Source organism: Streptomyces sp. NPDC046303 (genome assembly GCF_055588085.1).
The window spans coordinates 92,029-112,479 of sequence record NZ_JBVJFA010000025.1 but is presented as its reverse complement, the minus strand read 5'-3'; the positions used below and the strand labels follow the sequence as shown (position 1 = coordinate 112,479).

The following is a 20,451-nucleotide window of genomic DNA, read 5'->3' as shown; positions in this document are numbered from 1 at the left end:
GCGATCTGGCACAACCGGGCCAACGGCACAGCCATCACACGATCACTCATCGCCTACGACCACTGACGAAGACTTCGGACTTACTCGTCTAGGGGGGAGGGGACAGGCGCCGTGTGCCGCCCGCGCGGGCGGCCGGGTCGGTGCTCGCCGGGTCGGTGCGCGGCCGGGTCAGTGCGCGGCGGACTCCCAGTCGGGGCCGACGCCCACGGACACGTCCAGCGGGGCCCGGAGGTCGACGGCGGCGCCCATCTCGCGGCGCACCAGCTCCTCCACCCGCTCCCGCTCGCCCGGGGCGATCTCCAGCACGATTTCGTCGTGGACCTGGAGCAGCATCCGCGACTTCAGCCCGGCCTCGACGATCGCCTTGTCCACGCGCAGCATCGCGACCTTGACGATGTCGGCGGCGGTGCCCTGGATCGGGGCGTTGAGCGCCATCCGCTCGGCGGCCTCGCGGCGCTGGCGGTTGTCGCTGTTGAGGTCGGGCAGGTAGCGGCGGCGGCCGAAGACCGTCGCCGTGTAGCCGGTGGCGCGGGCCTCGTCCACGACGCGCTGGAGGTAGTCGCGGACCCCGCCGAACCGCTCGAAGAAGGTCTCCATCAGGCCGCGCGCCTCGGCGGGCTCGATGTTCAGCTGCTGGGCGAGTCCGAAGGCGGACAGCCCGTAGGCGAGCCCGTACGACATGGCCTTGATCTTGCGGCGCATCTCGGCGTCGACCTGCGACCGCTCCACGCCGAACACCTGGGAGGCGACGGTGGTGTGCAGGTCCTCGCCGGTCGCGAAGGCTTCGATCAGGCCCTCGTCCTCGGAGAGGTGGGCCATCACGCGCAGCTCGATCTGGCTGTAGTCGGCGGTCATGAGCGACTCGAAGCCCTCGCCGACGACGAAGCCGCGGCGGATCGCGCGGCCCTCGTCGGTGCGCACCGGCACGTTCTGCAGGTTGGGGTCGGTGGAGGACAGCCGGCCGGTCGCGGCGACGGTCTGGCTGAAGCTGGTGTGCACCCGGCCGTCGGCGGCGATGGTCTTGACCAGGCCCTCGACGGTGACGCGCAGCTTGGCCTGCTCCCGGTGCCGCAGCATGATCACGGGCAGTTCGTGGTCGGTCTGCGTGGCCAGCCAGGCCAGCGCGTCGGCGTCCGTGGTGTAGCCGGTCTTGGTCTTCTTGGTCTTCGGCAGGTCCAGCTCACCGAAGAAGACCTCCTGGAGCTGCTTGGGCGAGCCGAGGTTGAACTCGTGCCCGACCGCCGCGTGCGCCTCCTTCACGGCCTGCTGCACCGCTCCCGCGAACTGCTGCTCCATGGCCTCCAGGTGGTCGCGGTCGGCGGCGATGCCGGCCCGCTCCATCCGGGCCAGCAGCTCGGACGTCGGCAGCTCCATGTCGTGGAGCAGCCCGGCCGCGCCGACCTCGGCGAGCTTGCCGGTGAAGGCCTCGCCCAGGTCCAGGACGGCGCGGGCCTGCGCCATCAGCGCCTCCGCCTCGGCCGTCTCGTCGGCTCCGAACGCCAGCTGCCCGTCGGCGGCGGCCGGCGCCAGCTCGCGGTGCAGGTACTCGTTGGACAGCACGTCCAGGGCGAAGGACCGGCGGCCCGGCTTGACCAGGTACGCGGCGAGCGCGGTGTCCATGGTGACGCCCGCGAGGGCCCAGCCGTGCTCGGGGAAGACCCGCATCAGGCCCTTCGCGTGGTGCACGACCTTCGGCTGCGCCGCGTCGGCGGCCCAGGCCGCGAAGGCCCGCTCGTCGGCCTCGTCCAGCTCGGACGGCTCGAACCAGGCGGCCGCACCGTCGGCGGCGGCCAGCGCGATCTCGCTGACGTTGCCCTGGCCCAGCGCCCAGCTGTCGACGGTGGAGATGCCCAGCGGCGTGCCCGCGCGGGCCTCCAGCCACGGCGCGAGCTCGCCCGCGCCGAGCACGCTCCCGTCCAGTTCCACGCCGGCCGCCGGGGCCGGGGCGGCCTCCTGCTCGGCCGCGCCCGGGTCCACGGCCAGCAGCCGCTCGCGCAGCGAGGCGTTGCGGATCTCCAGTACGTCCAGCACCCCGGTCACCGCGGACCGGTCGTACGGGAGGCGGACCAGGTCGGCCGGGGCCTTGGGCAGCTCCACGTCCCTGACCATCTCGGTCAGGACGCGGTTGAGCTTGACCGCCTCCAGGTGGTCCCGGAAGTTCTGCCCGGCCTTGCCCTTGACCTCCTCGGCCCGCTCGACGAGCTGGGCGAAGGACCCGAACTGGGTGATCCACTTGGCGGCGGTCTTCTCACCGACGCCCGGGATGCCGGGCAGGTTGTCGGACGGGTCGCCGCGCAGCGCCGCGAAGTCCGGGTACTGCTGCGGGGTGAGTCCGTACTTCTCCTCGACCTTCTCCGGCGTGAACCGCGTCAGCTCGGAGACGCCCTTGGTCGGGTACAGCACGGTGGTGTGCTCGGAGACGAGCTGGAAGGAGTCCCGGTCGCCGGTGACGATCAGCACCTCGAAGCCGAGGGCCTCCGCCTGCGTCGCCAGCGTCGCGATCACGTCGTCGGCCTCGAAGCCGTCGATGGCGAAACGCGGCACGTGCATCGCGTCGAGCAGCTCGCCGATCAGCTCGACCTGCCCCTTGAACTCGTCGGGGGTCTTGGAGCGGTTCGCCTTGTACTCGGGGAACTCCGTCGAGCGCCACGTCTTGCGCGACACGTCGAACGCCACCGCGAAGTGCGTGGGCGCCTCGTCGCGCAGCGTGTTCGCCAGCATCGACGCGAAGCCGTAGATGGCGTTGGTGGGCTGGCCGGTCGCGGTCGTGAAGTTCTCCGCGGGCAGCGCGAAGAACGCCCGGTACGCCAGGGAGTGCCCGTCCATGAGCATCAGGCGGGGGCGGTCCGCTGCGGTCGTCTGGTCGGTCTTCTTCGATGCTGTCTCTGCCACGCCCCCGATCCTAGGCGCCCCCACCGACAAATCCGGACGGGCTGCGGGGACCGGCAAATCCGGCGTCGGCGATGTCGGCGGGGCGTGACAGGATCGGATGTGTACGACATCGGTACGCGAAGACTGCTCAAAGGGGAGCGCCATGGCCACCAAGCCGCCCGCAGGTGATCCGGTACAGGACGCGCCGCAGGTCGCACCGCCGAAGCACGCGGCCGCCGGGCTCCCCGCGATCGGGCACACCCTGAAGATCGCGCAGCAGCAGATGGGGGTGGCCCGCACCGCCCGCACCCTGCTCAAGGTCAATCAGAAGGACGGCTTCGACTGCCCCGGCTGCGCCTGGCCCGAGGGCGAGAAGCGGCACACCGCCGAGTTCTGCGAGAACGGCGCCAAGGCCGTCGCGGAGGAGGCCACCCTGCGCCGGGTCACGCCGGAGTTCTTCGCCGCGCACCCGCTGGCCGACCTGGCCGCGCGCTCCGGGTACTGGCTGGGCCAGCAGGGCCGGCTCACGCAGCCGATGTACCTGGCCGAAGGCGCCGACCGGTACGAGGCGGTCGGCTGGGAGCAGGCCTTCGCGATCATCGCGGAGGAGTTGCGGGCCCTCGCCTCCCCCGACGAGGCCCTCTTCTACACCTCGGGCCGCACCAGCAACGAGGCGGCGTTCCTCTTCCAGCTCTTCGCCCGCGAGTTCGGCACCAACAACCTGCCCGACTGCTCGAACATGTGCCACGAGTCCTCGGGCTCCGCGCTGAACGAGACGATCGGGATCGGCAAGGGCAGCGTCTCCCTGGAGGACCTCCACCAGGCCGAACTGATCATCGTGGCGGGGCAGAACCCGGGTACCAACCACCCGCGCATGCTTTCCGCCCTGGAGCAGGCCAAAGCCGCCGGCGCGAAGATCATCTCGGTGAATCCGCTGCCCGAGGCCGGCATGGAGCGGTTCAAGAACCCCCAGACGCCCCTCGGCATGCTCAAGGGCACCGCCCTCAACGACCTCTTCGTGCAGATCCGCATCGGCGGCGACCAGGCCCTCTTCCGGCTCCTGAACAAGCTCGTCATCGAGGCGGGCGGAGCCACCGACGAGGCGTTCATCCGGGAACACACCCACGGCTACGAGGAGTTCGCGGCCGCCGCGAAGGAAGCCGACTGGGAGGAGACCCTCGCGGCCACCGGCCTGACCCGGCCCGAGATCGAGCGCGCCCTCGCCATGATCCTGGCCTCGAAGCGCACGATCGTCTGCTGGGCCATGGGCCTCACCCAGCACAAGCACGCCGTCGCCACCATCCGCGAGGTCGTCAACCTCCTGCTGCTGCGCGGCGACATCGGCCGGCCCGGCGCGGGCGTCTGCCCCGTCCGCGGCCACTCCAACGTGCAGGGCGACCGCACCATGGGGATCTTCGAGCGCCCCGCGCCCGCCTTCCTCGACGCCCTCGACCGCGAGTTCGCGATCACCTCGCCCCGGCACCACGGCTTCGACGTGGTCCGCTCCATCCAGGCCCTGCGCGACGGCGAGGCCAAGGTCCTGTTCGCCATGGGCGGCAACTTCGTCGGCGCCACCCCCGACACCGAGGTCACCGAGGCGGCGATCCGCCGGGCCTCCCTGACCGTGCACGTCTCCACCAAGCTCAACCGCTCCCATGCGGTCACCGGCAGGCGCGCGCTGATCCTGCCCACCCTCGGCCGCACCGACAAGGACGTACAGGCCTCCGGCAAGCAGTTCGTCACCGTCGAGGACTCCATGGGCATGGTCCACTCCTCCCGCGGCAACCTCACCCCCGCGAGCCCGCACCTGCTCTCCGAGCCGGCCATCGTGGCCCGCCTGGCCCGCGCGGTCCTCGGCGAGGCCTCGAAGACGCCGTGGGAGGAGTTCGAGCGGGATTACGCCGCCATCCGCGACCGGATCTCCCGCGTGGTCCCCGGCTTCGAGGACTTCAACGCCAAGGTGGCCCGCCCGGGCGGCTTCCGCCTCCCGCACGCCCCGCGCGACGAGCGCCGCTTCCCCACGAAGACCGGCAAGGCCAATTTCACCGCCGCGCCCGTGGAGTACCCCGAGGTCCCCGAGGGGCGGCTGCTCCTGCAGACCCTGCGCAGCCACGACCAGTACAACACCACCATCTACGGGCTCGACGACCGCTACCGGGGGATCACCGGCGGCCGCCGCGTGGTGATGGTCAACCCGCAGGACGCCGCCGCGCTGGGGCTCGCCGACGGCGCGTACACGGACCTGGTCAGCGAATGGAAGGACGGCGTGGAGCGGCGGGCCCCCGGCTTCCGCGTCGTGCACTACCCGACCGCCCGCGGCTGCGCGGCCGCGTACTACCCCGAGACGAACGTGCTGGTCCCGCTCGACTCCACCGCGGACACCAGCAATACCCCGGCAAGCAAGTCCGTCGTCATCCGCTTCGAACCGGCCTGATAGAACGACCTCAGGACAACATGGTTAACGAGCGTTGACGAACGGAGCCGGCCCATGGGCGAGCAGCACGCAGTGAAGTTCCCGCAGGAGGTCCTCGAGGAGTACGCGGCCCTGGGCATCGACCTGCCCTCGCTCTTCTCGGCGGGGCACCTCGGCGAGCGCATGGACATCAGGATCCTGGAGGCCTCGGCCGAGCGGGTCGTCGCCACCATGCCGGTCGAGGGCAACACCCAGCCGTACGGGCTGCTGCACGGCGGAGCCTCCGCCGTGCTCGCCGAGACCCTCGGTTCCGTCGGCGCCATGATGCACGGCGGCATCACCAAGATCGCCGTCGGTGTGGACCTGAACTGCACCCACCACCGGGGCGTGCGCTCCGGCCTGGTCACCGGAGTGGCCACCCCGGTCCACCGGGGCCGCTCCACCACCACCTACGAGGTCGTCATCAGCGACGAGCAGGAGCGGCGCGTCTGCACCGCCCGACTGACCTGCCTGCTGCGCGACGCCGACGCGGCCGGCGGCCAGGCCGCCGGCCGCGCCTGAAACCGGCCGCAGCCGGCCCGCACGCTGCGGCCGCGCCCCCGGCCGCCGCACCCGCCCCCCGGCCCGGCCCGACCCGCCCGGCCGCATCACGCACGGGCCCGCCGCAGGCCCGGACCCCGCCCCCACGGGCGGCGCGTCCGGGCCTGCGCCCGTTTCCCCCCGTTCTCCCCGCTTCCTGCGGGCTCGTTCCGGCACCCGCCCGGAATCCGCCACTCCAGACCTGGTCCGCCTCCATCTGTTGTGTCACCGATGGTGACCGCCTACCTTCCCCTCATGGGGACCCCGCCTCGCTCCACGGTCCGGTACGCCACCACCCTGCTCGCGGCGCTCACCCTGACCGGCACCCTGACCGGCACGCTGACCGGATGCTCGCGCTCCGCTCCCCCTCCCGCAGCGGGCTCCGAAAGCCCCGCCCCCAGCCCGTCCTCGCCCGCGCAGATCTGCACCAGCCTCGTGTCCTACTGGGCGAAGGAGACCCTCCTGGGCACCAAGTGGTCCGGCCTGGACTGGGAGCAGAAGGGGCTGTCCAACGACCAGTACGCGATCCACGAGGACGCGGTGGCCGCGGGGCGCGCCGAGGAGCGAACAGCCGGGCGGGACAAGGCACTTGAGCTGATCGACCGGTTCGTGGCGCAGCGCTGCACCGAGCAGGACGGCGCGACGGGCAGTTCCGAGAACCGGTAGCCCCCGACGTGACCCGGGTCACCGGATTCCCGAGTGCGCTGTCCGGCTTCCGGGCACCTGCCGCCGTACCACCGCACCACCGGTGAGCAGCCCTTTCGAGCCGTCGGCACGATCCAGCCGAGTCAAGTGGATCACGCCTGTTGATCACGTTGCGTAATGACCATGCCGTACGGAATCCCCCTTTTCCGCTGGTAATGGCAACCTGCTGAATTCTTTCGGACACACACGGCCACATTCGGCCGAATTTGATCTAAGACAGGTGCATGGAGGCCTCAAGCCCCTTAGGGGAACAGGTATTTCTCAGGATGCGGACAATCATCGACGTAACTAAATGCCCGTTTTGTCCACACTCCAAGCACGCATTCTTGGCCTTGGCATAACAAGAGCGTCACATCCTCCTTTCTCTGCTCCCCGTGTTCGCCACCTCGGGCCTAGAGTCACGGCCAGTCACCGCGCCGCTGGGCGCGACCAGCACGGCCGCTGTACATCCCAGTGCGGCCCGGCGACCGAACGGCACCTCACAGAGGGAGCCGCGCCAGGGAAAGGAAGAATCGTGCGACACCGTTCTTTGCTCGTCCTCACCACCGTGATCACCACGGGAGCACTGACCCTCACCGCCTGCGGATCGCGCGATGAGGCGAAGGGCGGGGACACCTCCGGCGGCAAGACCGTCGTCGTCATCGGCGTGGACGCCCCCCTCACCGGCTCGCTCTCCGCCCTCGGCCAGGGCATCAAGAACTCCGTCGACCTCGCGGCCAAGACGGCCAACAAGAACAACGAGGTCCCCGGCATCGAGTTCAAGGTCGAGGCCCTCGACGACCAGGCGGTCCCCGCCTCCGGTCAGGCCAACGCCACCAAGCTCGTCGGCAACAAGGACGTCCTCGGCGTCGTCGGCCCCCTGAACTCCGGTGTGGCCCAGCAGATGCAGGGCGTCTTCGCCTCGGCGAACCTGGCCCAGGTCTCCCCCGCCAACACCAACCCCTCGCTCAGCCAGGGCGACAACTGGGGCAAGGGCGAGTTCAAGCGCCCCTTCCCCACCTACTTCCGCACCGCCGCCACCGACGTGGTCCAGGGCAAGTTCGCCGCCCAGTACCTCTTCAAGGACGCCGGCAAGAAGAAGGTCTTCGTCGTCGACGACAAGCAGACCTACGGCGCCGGCCTGGCCGCGATCTTCTCCGAAGAGTTCAAGAAGCTCGGCGGCGAGGTCGTCGGCACCGACCACGTCACCGTGAAGGAGACCGACTTCTCCTCCACCGCCGACAAGGTCAAGTCCTCCGGCGCCGACTCCGTCTACTTCGGCGGCCAGTACCCCGAGGGCGGCCTGCTCGCCGACCAGATCAAGAAGACCGGCGCCAACGTCCCGCTCATGGGCGGCGACGGCATCCAGGACCCCGCCTTCATCAGCGCCTCCGGTGAGGCCAACGAGGGCGACCTCTCCACCTCCATCGGCTACCCGGTCGAGAAGCTCCCGACCGCCAAGCAGTTCATCGAGGACTACAAGGCTGCCGGCTACAAGGACCCGTACGCCGCCTACGGTGGCTACTCCTACGACGCCGGCTGGGCCGTCATCCAGGCCGTCAAGGCCGCTGTCGCCGCCAACGGCGGCAAGCTGCCCACCGACGCCCGCGCCAAGGTCGTCGAGGCCCTCGGCAAGGTCTCCTTCGAGGGCGTGACCGGCAAGGTCGCCTTCGACCAGTACGGCGACACCACCAACAAGCAGCTCACGGTCTACAAGGTCGAGGGCGGCAAGTGGATCGACGTCAAGAGCGACACCTTCAACCAGTAATCCCCCCCTCCCGCCAGCCGGGAACCCGGTCCGGTCCGTCCTGACGACCCGACCCCCCTCAAAAAGAACCAGCCGCGCGAGGGCGCAAACAGCGCCCTCGCGCGGAGTCTTATCCGACACGCTCATCGGAGGCCCTGCGGTGCACGAACTGCCGCAACAGCTGGCCAACGGCCTTGCCCTCGGTGCCCTTTATGGCCTCATCGCCATCGGGTACACCATGGTCTACGGCATCGTCCAGCTCATCAACTTCGCCCACGGCGAGATCTTCATGATCGGCGGCTTCGGCGCGCTCACCGCCTACGCCATCCTCCCGACCGGCACCTCCCTGCTGATCGCGATACCCATCATGATCGTCGGAGGCGCACTCGCCTCGGTCCTCGTCGCCACCGCAGCCGAACGCTTCGCCTACCGCCCCCTGCGCAGCGCCCCACGGCTCGCCCCGCTCATCACCGCAATCGGCCTCTCGATCGCGCTCCAGCAGCTTGTCTGGCAGTTCTACCCGGACGCCAAGAAGGCCGTCAGCTTCCCTGAATTCAAGGGCGCCGCCTTCAAGATCACCGACAGCCTCGCCATCCAGCGCGCGGACCTCTTCGTCCTGATCCTCGCCCCGCTCTGCATGCTCGCCCTCGGCGTCTTCGTCTCCAAGAGCCGCAGCGGCCGCGCCATGCAGGCCACCGCGCAGGACCCCGACACCGCAAAGCTCATGGGCATCAACACCGACCGCATCATCGTCATGGCCTTCGCCATCGGTGCCGCGTTCGCCGCCGTCGCCGCCGTCGCCTACGGCCTCGACAAGGGCCAGATCAACTTCGAGATGGGCTTCATCCTCGGACTGAAGGCCTTCACCGCCGCCGTCCTCGGCGGCATCGGCAACATCTACGGCGCCATGGTCGGCGGCGTCGTCCTCGGACTCGCCGAGGCCCTCTCGATCGCCTACATCGAAGAGATCCCCGGCATGCAGCAGCTCGGCGGTGGAGCCTGGTCCAACGTCTGGGCGTTCGTACTCCTCATCGTCGTCCTCCTCGTGCGGCCCCAAGGCCTGCTCGGCGAGCGCGTCGCGGATCGGGCGTGAGAACCATGACCACCAACACCACCCCGCAGACCGCCGTCACCAAGCAGGGCCCCGCCCCCGCCGCGCTCCTCTACGCGGTCATCGGCGGCAGCCTCCTCACCGCCCTCAGCGCCTTCCTCGCCTGGACCTGGACCCCCGAGTTCCCCGGCGACCTGACCTACTACGGCAGCCCGGCGCCCATCCAGTTCCTCAGCCTCATCGCCGGACTCCTCACCGCCGCCTTCGCGCTCTCCGCGCTCGGCGTCAAGGGCCTGCACTGGCTCACCCCCACCGGCGCCCGCAAGTCCGTCTGGATCCTCGCACTCGGCACCCTCGCCGGCACCTGGTTCACGGTCCTCTCCATCACCGTGGTCCTCGGCGGCTTCGCCCACCTCGAACCCGGCGCCTACGTCGCCCTCGCCGGCTCCCTCATCCCGGCCCTGGCCGCGTACAAGCTCCCCGACGACAGCCGCAAGGCCACCGCCGCCAAGCAGCTGCCGGCCTGGGCCGAAATCCTCATCATCACCGGCGTCTTCGCCCTCGGCCTCTACGTCGTCACCTTCGGCATCGACACCGACGACAAAGAGCCGCAGCTCTTCGTCACCTACCTGATCACCGTCGGCTTCGCGGGCATCGCCCTCCTCAAGGCCGGCCTCTTCGACCGGCTCGGCACCCTCACCGCCAAGCACCGCCAGGTCACGCTCATCGGCACCGCGGCCGCCGCGATCGCCTTCCCCTTCATCCAGCAGAGCGGCGACACCTACACGCTCATCGCGGTCAACATCCTCATCTTCGCGACCGTCGCCCTCGGCCTCAACGTCGTCGTCGGCCTCGCCGGCCTCCTCGACCTCGGCTACGTCGCCTTCCTCGGCGTCGGCGCCTACGCCGCAGCCCTGGTCTCCGGAAGCACCGCCTCCGCCTTCGGCATCCACCTGCCCTTCTGGGCAGCGGTCATCGTCGGCGCCCTCGCCTCGCTCATCTTCGGCGTGGTCATCGGCGCACCCACCCTGCGCCTGCGCGGCGACTACCTCGCCATCGTCACCCTCGGCTTCGGAGAAATCTTCCGCATCGCCATGGGCAACCTCGACGGCGACTCCGGCCCGGACATCACCAACGGCCCCAACGGCATCCCCAACATCCCCCACCTCGACTTCTTCGGGTGGAACTTCGGGGAATCCCACACCGTCGGCGGCATCGTCCTGGGCGCCTACGCCAACTACTACTTCCTGATGCTGCTCGTCATGGCCCTGGTGGTGCTGGTCTTCGCCCGCGCCGGCAACAGCCGCATCGGCCGCGCCTGGGTCGCCATCCGCGAAGACGAGACCGCCGCCGAAGCCATGGGCATCAACGGCTTCAAGGTCAAGCTCATCGCCTTCGCCCTCGGCGCCACCCTCGCCGGCCTCGCCGGCACCGTCCAGGCACACGTCAACAGCACGGTCGTCCCCGAGAACTACGTCTTCGCCGGCCCCGTACCGCCGAACTCCGCGTTCCTCCTCGCCGCCGTCATCCTCGGCGGCATGGGCACCATCCGCGGCCCCATCCTCGGCGCCGCACTCCTCTTCCTGATCCCGGCGAAGCTGGCCTTCCTCCAGGACTACCAGCTCCTCGCCTTCGGCATCGCCCTCATCCTGCTCATGCGCTTCCGCCCCGAAGGCCTCATCGCCAACAAGCGGGCGCAGCTCGAGTACCACGACGACACCGCTGACCAGGCCCCCACGGACCTGGCCACCGCCAAGGCGGGGGCGTGAACGACATGACCACCACAGACACCACCACCACCACGACCCCCGCGCCGGCCACCGTGCTCGAAGCCAGCGGCGTCACCATGCGCTTCGGCGGCCTCACCGCCGTCAAGGGCGTCGACCTCAAGGTCAACGCCGGCGAGATCGTCGGCCTCATCGGCCCCAACGGCGCCGGCAAGACCACCTTCTTCAACTGCCTCACCGGGCTGTACGTCCCCACCGAGGGAAGCGTCAGCTACAAGGGCACCGTCCTGCCGCCCACGCCCCACAAGGTCACCGCAGCCGGCATCGCCCGCACCTTCCAGAACATCCGGCTCTTCCACAACATGACCGTGCTGGAAAACGTCCTCGTCGGACGCCACACCCGCACCAAGGAAGGCCTCTGGTCCGCCCTCCTGCGCGGCCCCGGCTTCAAGAAGGCCGAAGCCGCCAGCGAAGCACGCGCCATGGAACTCCTCGAGTTCATCGGCCTCCGCCACAAGGCCGGCCACCTCGCCAAGAACCTCCCCTACGGCGAACAGCGCAAGCTCGAGATCGCCCGCGCCCTCGCCAGCGACCCCGGCCTCATCCTCCTGGACGAGCCGACCGCCGGCATGAACCCGCAGGAGACCCGGGCGGCCGAAGAGCTCATCTTCGCCATCCGCGACAAGGGCATCGCCGTCCTCGTCATCGAGCACGACATGCGCTTCATCTTCAACCTCTGCGACCGCGTCGCCTGCCTCGTCCAGGGCGAAAAGCTCATCGAGGGCACGGCAGCGGAAGTCCAGGGCGACGAACGCGTCATCGCCGCCTACCTCGGCACCCCCTTCGAGGGCGCACCGGGAGAGGAAGAAGTCGCCGAGGTCGAAGCCGCCGAAGCCCACGCCGAAGCAGAAGCCGAGGCGGAAGCCGAAACGGAAGCCGCCGAGGCAGAAGCCGAAGCCGACTCCGACACGGACTCCAACACGGACTCCGACGCGGACAGCACCACCAGCACGGAAGGAGAGGCCAAGTGACCGCACTGCTCAAGGTCGAAGACCTCAAAGTCGCCTACGGCAAGATCGAAGCCGTCAAGGGAATCTCCTTCGAAGTCAACGAAGGCGAAATCGTCTGCCTCGTCGGCACCAACGGCGCCGGCAAGACGACCACCCTGCGCACCCTCTCCGGGCTCCTCAAGCCCACCGCGGGCAGCATCACCTTCGACGGCAAACCCCTCGTCGGCGTCCCCGCCCACCAGATCGTCTCCATGAAGCTGGCCCACTCCCCCGAGGGACGCCACATCTTCCCCCGGCTGACGATCGCCGAAAACCTCCAGCTCGGCGCCTTCCTGCGCACCGACAAGGAAGGCATCGAGAAGGACATCCAGCGCGCCTACGACCTCTTCCCCATCCTGGGAGAGCGCCGCAAGCAGGCCGCCGGAACCCTCTCCGGCGGCGAACAGCAGATGCTCGCCATGGGCCGCGCCCTGATGTGCCAGCCCAAACTGCTCATGCTGGACGAGCCCTCCATGGGTCTCTCCCCCCTCATGATGCAGAAGATCATGGCCACCGTCGCCGAACTCAAGGCGACCGGCACCACCATCCTGCTCGTCGAGCAGAACGCCCAGGCCGCCCTCTCACTGGCCGACCAGGCCCACGTGATGGAAATCGGCAAGATCGTGCTCTCCGGCACCGGCCAGGAACTCCTCCACAACGAGGACGTCCGCAAGGCCTACCTCGGCGAGGACTGATCCCACACGTGTGAGGCCCGCCTCCCCTCGGGGGGAGGCGGGCCTCACGCACGTCCCGGTACCGCGTCAGACACCCGCCGCGAACGCACCCCCGGCACCGAACACCAGCTCCGCGAACCGCTCACCGATCAAACGGTGACCCGCCGCATCCGGGTGCAGCCGGTCCGGCAACGGAAGCTCCGCGAAATCCTTCTCGCCGTACAGCGACAGACCATCCAGGTAGTACAGGTTCGGATCCTCGGCCGCCCGCTGCTGCGTGATCCGGGCCAGCTCCTCCCTGATCACACCCAGTGTCAGCTTCCCGGCCGCGACCTCCGCCTTGTCACCCGTCGCCCGGTACCGCATGACCTTCCCGTCCGGGTCCGGCGCCGTCGGACCCGGCGTGTCCTCGTGCATCGGACACAACACCGGCGAAACCACCAGCAACGGCGCATCCGGATGCCCCTCCCGGATCGTGTCCAGGAACCCGTGAACCGCCGGCCCGAAAGCACGCAACCGCATCACATCCGTATTGACCAGAGCGATACCGATCTTGACGCTGATCACATCCGCCGGAACATCCCGCATCGCACGCGCCGTGAACGGATCCAGCAGGGCATTGCCACCCAGCCCCATGTTGACCAGCTCCACACCACCCGCAGCCGCCGCCACCGCCGGCCACGTCGACGACGGGCTCTCCGCATTCGTGCCCTGGCTCAGCGAAGACCCGTGATGCAGCCACACCCGCCGGCCACCCACCGCCGCCGGCTCCACCGGAGCATCCGTACGCAGCGCGATCAGCTCCGTCCGCTCCACATGCGGCAGCCAGATCTCGACGTCCTTCATCCCCGCCGACAATCCCGAGAACCGCGCCGTACCCGACGCACCGGACACCGACTCCGACTCCAGCGTCTGCATGTTGAACCGGAACTCATGCCCGCCGTCCACCGTGGCCCGACCCGCGAGCCGACCGTCCACGAACAGGTCGTACACACCCAGCGGATTGTCCTGACCACCCTGGAACACGATCTTCGTCGGCATCGTCTCCAGCTCGATGACCGTCGCCCGCGTACGGAACACCAACCGCACACCGGACGGCTGCGCCTCCACTGTCGCCAACTGCGCCGCCGGATGCTGCTTCCGCGCCCACGCGGGCATCCGGTGCGGCAGCAATCCCAGCTCGGTGCGCTCCACCTCGATGGCGCCGCGCAGCAGCGGCTCGATGGGCGTGGTGATCCATTCCGTCACGTCAGAGGTCATGGACACAGGGTGCCGACCGGCACTCGAGGCCCGCCGGTGCGGACCTCGACCGCGCGCGTACGGGAACCGTCAGCCGTTGGCGGCGTTCTGCTTCTTCTCCTCGGCGTCCTCGATGACCGCCTCGGCGACCTGCTGCATGGACATCCGGCGGTCCATCGACGTCTTCTGGATCCACCGGAACGCGGCCGGCTCGGTCAGCCCGTACTGCGTCTGCAGGATGCTCTTGGCCCGGTCGACGAGCTTGCGGGTCTCCAGGCGCAGCGAGAGGTCGGCGACCTCCTTCTCCAGCGCCTTCAGCTCGGCGAAGCGCGACACGGCCATCTCGATGGCCGGCACGACGTCGCTCTTGCTGAACGGCTTCACCAGGTACGCCATGGCCCCGGCGTCGCGGGCCCGCTCGACGAGGTCGCGCTGCGAGAACGCGGTGAGCATCAGCACGGGGGCGATGGACTCCTCCGCGATCTTCTCGGCCGCGGAGATACCGTCCAGGACGGGCATCTTCACGTCGAGGATGACGAGGTCGGGCCGGTGCTCGCGGGCCAGCTCCACGGCCGTCTGGCCGTCCCCGGCCTCACCGACGACGGCGTACCCCTCCTCCTCGAGCATCTCCTTCAGATCGAGACGGATGAGCGCCTCGTCCTCGGCGATGACGACGCGGGTCGTCAGCGGCGGAACGTGCGACTGGTCGGCGTCGGGCGTGGGCGTCGACTCGTGCGAGGCGGTCACTTGAGAGCTCCTTGATACGGGGCGTTACTGCTCCCCTGAGCCTACCGAGCTCCTGTATGTTTGTGACACGGAGGGTCTTCGGTATCCTTCGTTTCGAAGGAGCCCCGGTAGCCCAGCGGTAGAGGCCATGGATTCAAAACCCATTCAGCGTCGGTTCGAATCCGACCCGGGGCACTTCTCCTTCAATTCCAAGGTCGCCAAGCGAAACATGCGATCTTCACTCGTCACGGTGAACGTACCTTCGAATTACGGCCAACCGGACTATTAGCGGCGAAGCTCTCGCGTGTGGAGCACAATTCTTCGATACGCGAACAAGCGGTCCTGCTGTTACGCCAAGGCGTGACCAACCGGACGGTGGCCGAACACTTCGGCGTCCCGCGGGGCACCGTCGGCTGGTGGCGGCACCAGGACCGAAAGCACCGGGGCGAAACCTACGAGCCGCCGACCGACTGCCCGAGGTGCACGGGCCGGGAATTCGATGAGCAGGCGTACGCCTATCTCCTGGGCCTCTACCTCGGCGACGGCCACATCATCTCGAAGTACAAGCAGCACCACCTGTCCGTCTTCTGCGATGCCTCGCGACCAGGACTCATCGACGCCGCCGAGGAAGCCATGCACCACGTCATGCCCCAGCCCAAGACGGGTCGGCGCCAGAGACAGGGCTGCGTCGAGGTCAAGTCGTACTCACAGCACTGGACGTGCATGTTCCCGCAGCACGGCCCCGGCAAGAAGCACGAGCGGCGGATCGTGCTCGAGGAGTGGCAGCAGGAGATCGTCGACGCCCATCCCTGGGAGTTCATCCGGGGGCTGATCCACTCCGACGGATGCCGGATCACGAACTGGACCACCCGGATGGTCGGCGGTGAGCGCAAGCGCTACGAGTACCCCCGGTACTTCTTCACCAACAAGTCGGACGACATCCGCGGGCTCTGTACCGACACCCTCACCAAGGTCGGTGTCCGGTGGACGGTGCTGGCCCGGGGCAGCGACCCGTTCAACGTGTCCATCGCCCGGAAGGACTCCGTCGCGCTGATGGACGCGCACATCGGGCCCAAGCACTAGGGGGCGGCCGTTAGGTTGTGGGCACGGCTGAACGAGAGAAGGACTGTGTGATGAGTGAGAAGGCCCGCAAGCTGTTCGACGCGCTGGATCTGAACCACGACGGGCAGTTGACCCGCGCGGAGGTGATCTCGGCCCTGCGGTCGAAGGGGCCGACGCTGGCCGCGCGGGGAGACCTGCCGTTCTGGGCGCTGGGGAACGCGGACGTGTCGTCGGCGTTGTTCGATGCGGCCGATGCGAACGGGGACGAGGTGCTGAGCTTCGAGGAGTTCGCGGCGGTCGTGGACCGGCGGTTCGGCTGGTAGGCCGGTGTCCGCGTCGGGCGGTGAGGGCCCGACGCGGTGCGTGGTGTCGGTCAGCGGACCGCGTCGCCGATGTGGTGGATGCGGACCAGGTTGGTGGATCCGGTGACGCCGGGGGGTGAGCCGGCGGTGATGACGACGACGTCGCCGCGGACGCAGCGGCCGATGCGCAGGAGTTCTTCTTCGACCTGGGCGACCATGGCGTCGGTGGAGTCGACGTGGGGGCCGAGGAAGGTTTCGACGCCCCAGGTGAGGTTGAGTTGGGAGCGGGTGGCGGGGTCGGGGGTGAAGGCGAGGAGGGGGATGGGTGAGCGGTAGCGGGAGAGGCGTCGGACGGTGTCGCCGCTCTGGGTGAAGGCGACGAGGAATTTGGCGTCGAGGAAGTCGCCCATTTCGGCGGCGGCGCGGGCGACGGCTCCGCCTTGGGTGCGGGGTTTGTTGCGTTCGGTGAGGGGTGGGAGTCCCTTGGCGAGGATGTCTTCTTCGGCGGCTTCGACGATGCGGGCCATGGTGCGGACGGTTTCGACGGGGTATTTGCCGACGCTGGTTTCGCCGGAGAGCATGACGGCGTCGGTGCCGTCGATGACGGCGTTGGCGACGTCGGAGGCTTCGGCGCGGGTGGGGCGGGAGTTGTCGATCATCGAGTCGAGCATTTGGGTGGCGACGATGACGGGTTTGGCGTTGCGCTTGGCGAGTTTGATGGCGCGCTTTTGGACGATGGGGACGTGTTCGAGGGGCATTTCGACGCCGAGGTCGCCGCGGGCGACCATGATGCCGTCGAAGGCGGCGACGATGTCGTCGATGTTGTCGACGGCTTGGGGTTTTTCGATCTTGGCGATGACGGGGAGGCGGCGGCCTTCTTCGTCCATGATGCGGTGGACGTCGTGGATGTCGCGGCCGCTGCGGACGAAGGAGAGGGCGATGACGTCGGCGCCGGTGCGCAGGGCCCAGCGGAGGTCGTCGATGTCTTTGTCGGAGAGGGCGGGGACGGAGACGGCGACGCCGGGGAGGTTGAGTCCCTTGTGGTCGGAGACCATGCCGCCTTCGATGACGAGGGTGTGGACGTGGGGGCCGTTGACGGCGGTGACTTCGAGGGTGACGCGGCCGTCGTCGACGAGGATGCGTTCGCCGGTGGTGACGTCGGTGGCGAGTCCCTTGTAGGTGGTGGCGCAGGTGTGGCGGTCGCCGTGGTGGTCTTCGGTGGTGATGGTGAACTCGTCGCCGCGTTCAAGGAGTACGGGGCCTTCGCGGAATCGGCCGAGGCGGATCTTCGGGCCTTGAAGGTCTGCGAGGATGCCGACGCTGTGGCCGGTTTCGTCGGAGGCTTTGCGTACGCGCTGGTAGCGCTCCTCGTGTTCGGCGTAGGTGCCGTGGCTGAGGTTGAGTCGGGCGATGTCCATTCCGGCTTCGACCAGGGCTTTGATCTGGTCGTATGAGTCGGTGGCGGGGCCCAGGGTACATACGATTTTCGCTCGGCGCATGGGGCGAGGGTATTCCCCTACCAGGGAGTAGGAAATTGGTTCCGGGTGTCGGCTCAACAACCTTTGGGCGAAAGCTTGTTGACAATTGTTGAATGTGCATGGGGGTGCTCTGATGAGCACCCCCGGTGTGCTGTCGGGGGCTTGTTTCAGAGTTGGGGTGGGGTCATCGTGAAGCGGGCGTTCACCTGGGCGTAGACGGTCTGGCGTTGGGGTTCGAGGTCGAGGGGTGGGGCGCCGGCGTCTTCGGCGGCGCTGAAGGCCATGGTGCGCATGCCGGTGGGTGTGCCGGCGAAGGGGGCGGCGTTTTCGGCGCCGAGGTCGGCGAGTTCGACGAGGGCGGCGAGTCGGGCGCCGAGGGCTTCGGCGTATTCGCGGGCGCGTTGGACGGCTTCGAGGACGGCTTGGCGGCGGGCTTGGCCGTGGGCGGGTGAGGTGGGGCGCAGGGCCCACCAGGGGCCGTCGACTTGGGTGAGTTCGAGGTCGGCGAGACGGGTGGTGAGTTCGCCGAGTGCGGTGAAGTCGTTGAGTTCGGCGGTGATGTGGACGCGTCCGTGGTAGGCGCGGATGCGTTCGCCGCGGCCGTGGCGGGTGAGTTCGGGGGTGATGGAGAAGGCGCCGGTTTCGAGTTTTTCGACGGGGTCGCCGTAGCTCTTGATGAGGTCGAGGACGGCGGTGTTGCGGCGGGTGAGGTCTTCGAGGGCGGTGCGCCGGTCGGTGCCGCGGGCGCTGACGGTGATGCCGATGCGGGCGATCTCGGGGTCGACTTCGATGCGGGCTTCGCCGCGGACGGCGACGCGGGGGACTTCGGGGGTGCCGTAGGGCTGGTGGGTTGCGTCGTGCGGTGCGTCCTGGGTCATGGCTTCACTGTCGCATCGTGGGTGACAATCTACGCGCGTTGTTCGAGCCTCAATAAGGGGAGATGGCATGGCGTTCGACCGTAGGACTTTTCTTGGTACGACGGCCGCGACGGGTGCGGCCGTGGCGTTGGCGGGGGCGGCGAGTGCTCCGGCTGCGGCCCAGCCGGCGGCGGGGGCGGGGGCCGGGGCGGGGTCGCGGACGTACTCGTTCACGGTGATGGGGACGACCGATCTGCACGGGAACGTCTTCAACTGGGACTACTTCACGGATCGGGAGTTCGACGACAAGGCGCACAACGACGTCGGTCTGGCGAAGATCTCGACGCTGGTGAACCGGGTGCGGGCGGAGAAGGGGCGGCGGAACACGCTGCTGATCGACGCGGGTGACACGATCCAGGGCACGCAGTTGTCGTACTACTACGCGAAGGTGGATCCGATCACGGCGCGGCGGGGTCCGGTTCACCCGATGGCGCAGGCGATGAACGCGATCGGCTATGACGCGGCGGCGCTGGGGAACCACGAGTTCAATTATGGGATTCCGGTGCTGCGGAAGTTCGAGGAGCAGTGTGATTTTCCGCTGCTGGGGGCGAACGCGCTGGATGCGAAGACGTTGCGGCCGGCGTTTCCGCCGTACAGCATGCACCGGCTGTGCACTCCGTTCGGGCGTGATGTGAAGGTGGCGGTGCTGGGGTTGACGAACCCGGGGATCGCGTTGTGGGACAAGGCGCACGTGCAGGGGAAGATGACGTTCCCGGGGCTGGAGGAGCAGGCGGCGAAGTATGTGCCGAAGCTGCGGTCGATGGGTGCGGACGTGGTGATCGTGTCGGCGCATTCGGGGTCGAGCGGGACGTCTTCGTACGGGGATCAGCTGCCGTACGTGGAGAACGCGGCGGCGCTGGTGGCGGAGCAGGTGCCGGGGATCGACGCGATTTTGGTGGGGCACGCGCATACGGAGATTCCGGAGTACCGGGTGCGGAACGCGGCGTCCGGGAAGGACGTGGTGTTGTCGGAGCCGTTGAAGTGGGGGCAGCGTCTGACGCTGTTCGACTTCGAGCTGTCGTGGGCGAAGGGCCGTTGGTCGGTGGCGAAGGTCGCGGCGCGGGTGCTGAATTCGAATGAGGTGGAGGAGGATCCGGAGATCACCGGGTTGCTGTCGGACGAGCACCGCAAGGTGGTGGCGTACGTGAACCAGGTGATCGGTACGTCGACGGTGGCGATGTCGGCGGCGGAGGGGCCGGTGAAGGACGTGCCGATCATCGATGTGATCAATCATGTGCAGGCGGAGACGGTGAAGGCGGCTCTTGCGGGTACGGAGTGGGCTGCGGTGCCGGTGGTGTCGCAGGCGTCGTGCTTCTCGCGTACGGCGGCGATACCGGCGGGTCAGGTGACGCTGCGGGATGCGGCGGGGCTGTATCCGTTCGAGAACACGCTGGAGGCGCGGCTGCTGACGGGTGCGCAGCTGAAGGATTATCTGGAGTATTCGGCGCGGTACTTCGTGCGGACGGCGCCGGGTGAGGTGGTGGATCCGGCGAAGCTGACGAATTCCGAGTCGATTCCGGATTACAACTATGACGCGGTGTACGGGTTCACGTACGACATCGATGTGGCGCAGCCGGTGGGTTCTCGGATCGTGGGGTTGTCGTTCGAGGGGAAGCCGGTGGATCCGGCGGCGCGGTTCGTGCTGGCGGTGAACAACTATCGGGCGTCGGGTGGGGGGAATTTCCCGCATGTTCCGCAGGCCCGGCAGGTGTGGGCGAATTCGGATGAGATCCGTAACACGATCATTCAGTGGGTGAAGGCGAAGGGGACGGTGGATCCGGCGCAGTTCGCTTCGGTGGCGTGGCGGTTGACGCGGGCCGGGGTGCCGGTGTTCTAGGCGGTTGGCGTGGTGTGCGGCCGGGGTCTGCGGTGGTGGATCCCGGTCGCTCGCGGTGGTCGGCGGGGTCGGGTGGGCTTGTTGGTCTGGGGCTC

General features: G+C 68.6%; 16 protein-coding genes and 1 tRNA gene. 12 read left to right on the top strand and 5 right to left on the bottom strand.

The window, feature by feature from the left end; genetic code table 11:
• Positions 1-168 precede the first annotated feature (168 nt).
• The gene (polA, locus tag ACZ6I1_RS24955) at positions 169-2,892 is read right to left on the bottom strand and encodes a DNA polymerase I (RefSeq protein WP_469290631.1); all 2,724 of its coding nucleotides are present in this window, start codon (positions 2,890-2,892) and stop codon (positions 169-171) included.
• A gap of 142 nt (positions 2,893-3,034) precedes the next feature.
• Between polA and ACZ6I1_RS24950 the strand changes: the two genes are divergently transcribed.
• The 8 genes from ACZ6I1_RS24950 (at position 3,035) to ACZ6I1_RS24915 (ending at position 12,816) form a co-directional block, all read left to right on the top strand.
• Positions 3,035-5,305 (top strand): FdhF/YdeP family oxidoreductase, encoded by a 2,271-nt coding sequence (locus ACZ6I1_RS24950; protein ID WP_469290629.1) that lies wholly within the window; start codon positions 3,035-3,037, stop codon positions 5,303-5,305.
• A 54-nt stretch (positions 5,306-5,359) separates the two neighbouring features.
• Positions 5,360-5,845 carry a PaaI family thioesterase gene (locus ACZ6I1_RS24945; RefSeq protein ID WP_469290627.1) on the top strand — a complete coding sequence of 162 codons (486 nt, stop codon included), beginning with the start codon at positions 5,360-5,362 and terminating at the stop codon, positions 5,843-5,845.
• A 273-nt stretch (positions 5,846-6,118) separates the two neighbouring features.
• Positions 6,119-6,529: a hypothetical protein gene (locus tag ACZ6I1_RS24940; protein ID WP_469290625.1), complete on the top strand. Its 411-nt coding sequence runs from the start codon at positions 6,119-6,121 to the stop codon at positions 6,527-6,529.
• Between the two features lie 553 nt (positions 6,530-7,082).
• A complete protein-coding gene (locus tag ACZ6I1_RS24935; RefSeq protein WP_469290623.1) occupies positions 7,083-8,315 on the top strand; it encodes a branched-chain amino acid ABC transporter substrate-binding protein in 1,233 nt (410 codons plus the stop codon).
• Between the two features lie 139 nt (positions 8,316-8,454).
• A complete protein-coding gene (locus ACZ6I1_RS24930) occupies positions 8,455-9,387 on the top strand; it encodes a branched-chain amino acid ABC transporter permease (RefSeq protein WP_443298266.1) in 933 nt (310 codons plus the stop codon).
• A gap of 5 nt (positions 9,388-9,392) precedes the next feature.
• Positions 9,393-11,114, top strand: a complete 1,722-nt coding sequence (locus tag ACZ6I1_RS24925; protein WP_469290647.1) for a branched-chain amino acid ABC transporter permease — start codon at positions 9,393-9,395, stop codon at positions 11,112-11,114.
• 5 nt (positions 11,115-11,119) lie between these two features.
• A complete protein-coding gene (locus ACZ6I1_RS24920) occupies positions 11,120-12,103 on the top strand; it encodes an ABC transporter ATP-binding protein (RefSeq protein ID WP_469290620.1) in 984 nt (327 codons plus the stop codon).
• Positions 12,100-12,816, top strand: coding sequence for an ABC transporter ATP-binding protein (locus ACZ6I1_RS24915; RefSeq protein ID WP_469290618.1), 717 nt, complete (start codon positions 12,100-12,102; stop codon positions 12,814-12,816). Before ACZ6I1_RS24920 ends, ACZ6I1_RS24915 begins: the two co-directional genes overlap by 4 nt.
• Positions 12,817-12,882: 66 nt before the next feature.
• Here ACZ6I1_RS24915 and ACZ6I1_RS24910 read toward each other — a convergent pair whose 3' ends face one another.
• Together ACZ6I1_RS24910 and ACZ6I1_RS24905 are read right to left on the bottom strand one after the other, a co-directional pair.
• On the bottom strand, positions 12,883-14,055 hold the full coding sequence (locus tag ACZ6I1_RS24910; RefSeq protein ID WP_469290616.1) for a GDSL-type esterase/lipase family protein: 1,173 nt from the start codon (positions 14,053-14,055) through the stop codon (positions 12,883-12,885).
• A 69-nt stretch (positions 14,056-14,124) separates the two neighbouring features.
• The gene (locus tag ACZ6I1_RS24905; protein ID WP_469290615.1) at positions 14,125-14,781 is read right to left on the bottom strand and encodes an ANTAR domain-containing response regulator; all 657 of its coding nucleotides are present in this window, start codon (positions 14,779-14,781) and stop codon (positions 14,125-14,127) included.
• A gap of 101 nt (positions 14,782-14,882) precedes the next feature.
• Between ACZ6I1_RS24905 and ACZ6I1_RS24900 the strand changes: the two genes are divergently transcribed.
• From ACZ6I1_RS24900 to ACZ6I1_RS24890, 3 genes are all read left to right on the top strand, one after another.
• A tRNA-Leu gene (locus ACZ6I1_RS24900) sits at positions 14,883-14,955 on the top strand.
• 165 nt (positions 14,956-15,120) lie between these two features.
• Complete coding sequence (locus ACZ6I1_RS24895) at positions 15,121-15,843, top strand: helix-turn-helix domain-containing protein (protein WP_469290613.1); 723 nt, start codon at positions 15,121-15,123, stop codon at positions 15,841-15,843.
• 50 nt (positions 15,844-15,893) lie between these two features.
• Positions 15,894-16,145, top strand: coding sequence for an EF-hand domain-containing protein (locus ACZ6I1_RS24890; RefSeq protein ID WP_362583484.1), 252 nt, complete (start codon positions 15,894-15,896; stop codon positions 16,143-16,145).
• A gap of 50 nt (positions 16,146-16,195) precedes the next feature.
• Here the strand turns inward: ACZ6I1_RS24890 and pyk are convergent, their stop codons facing one another.
• Both pyk and ACZ6I1_RS24880 read right to left on the bottom strand, forming a co-directional pair.
• A complete protein-coding gene (gene pyk, locus ACZ6I1_RS24885; protein ID WP_469290610.1) occupies positions 16,196-17,623 on the bottom strand; it encodes a pyruvate kinase in 1,428 nt (475 codons plus the stop codon).
• Positions 17,624-17,769: 146 nt separating this feature from the next.
• Complete coding sequence (locus ACZ6I1_RS24880; protein WP_469290608.1) at positions 17,770-18,480, bottom strand: SIMPL domain-containing protein; 711 nt, start codon at positions 18,478-18,480, stop codon at positions 17,770-17,772.
• 67 nt (positions 18,481-18,547) lie between these two features.
• Here ACZ6I1_RS24880 and ACZ6I1_RS24875 point away from each other — a divergent pair, with 67 nt between their 5' ends.
• A complete protein-coding gene (locus ACZ6I1_RS24875; RefSeq protein ID WP_469290606.1) occupies positions 18,548-20,356 on the top strand; it encodes a bifunctional metallophosphatase/5'-nucleotidase in 1,809 nt (602 codons plus the stop codon).
• The last annotated feature ends 95 nt before the right edge of the window (positions 20,357-20,451 follow it).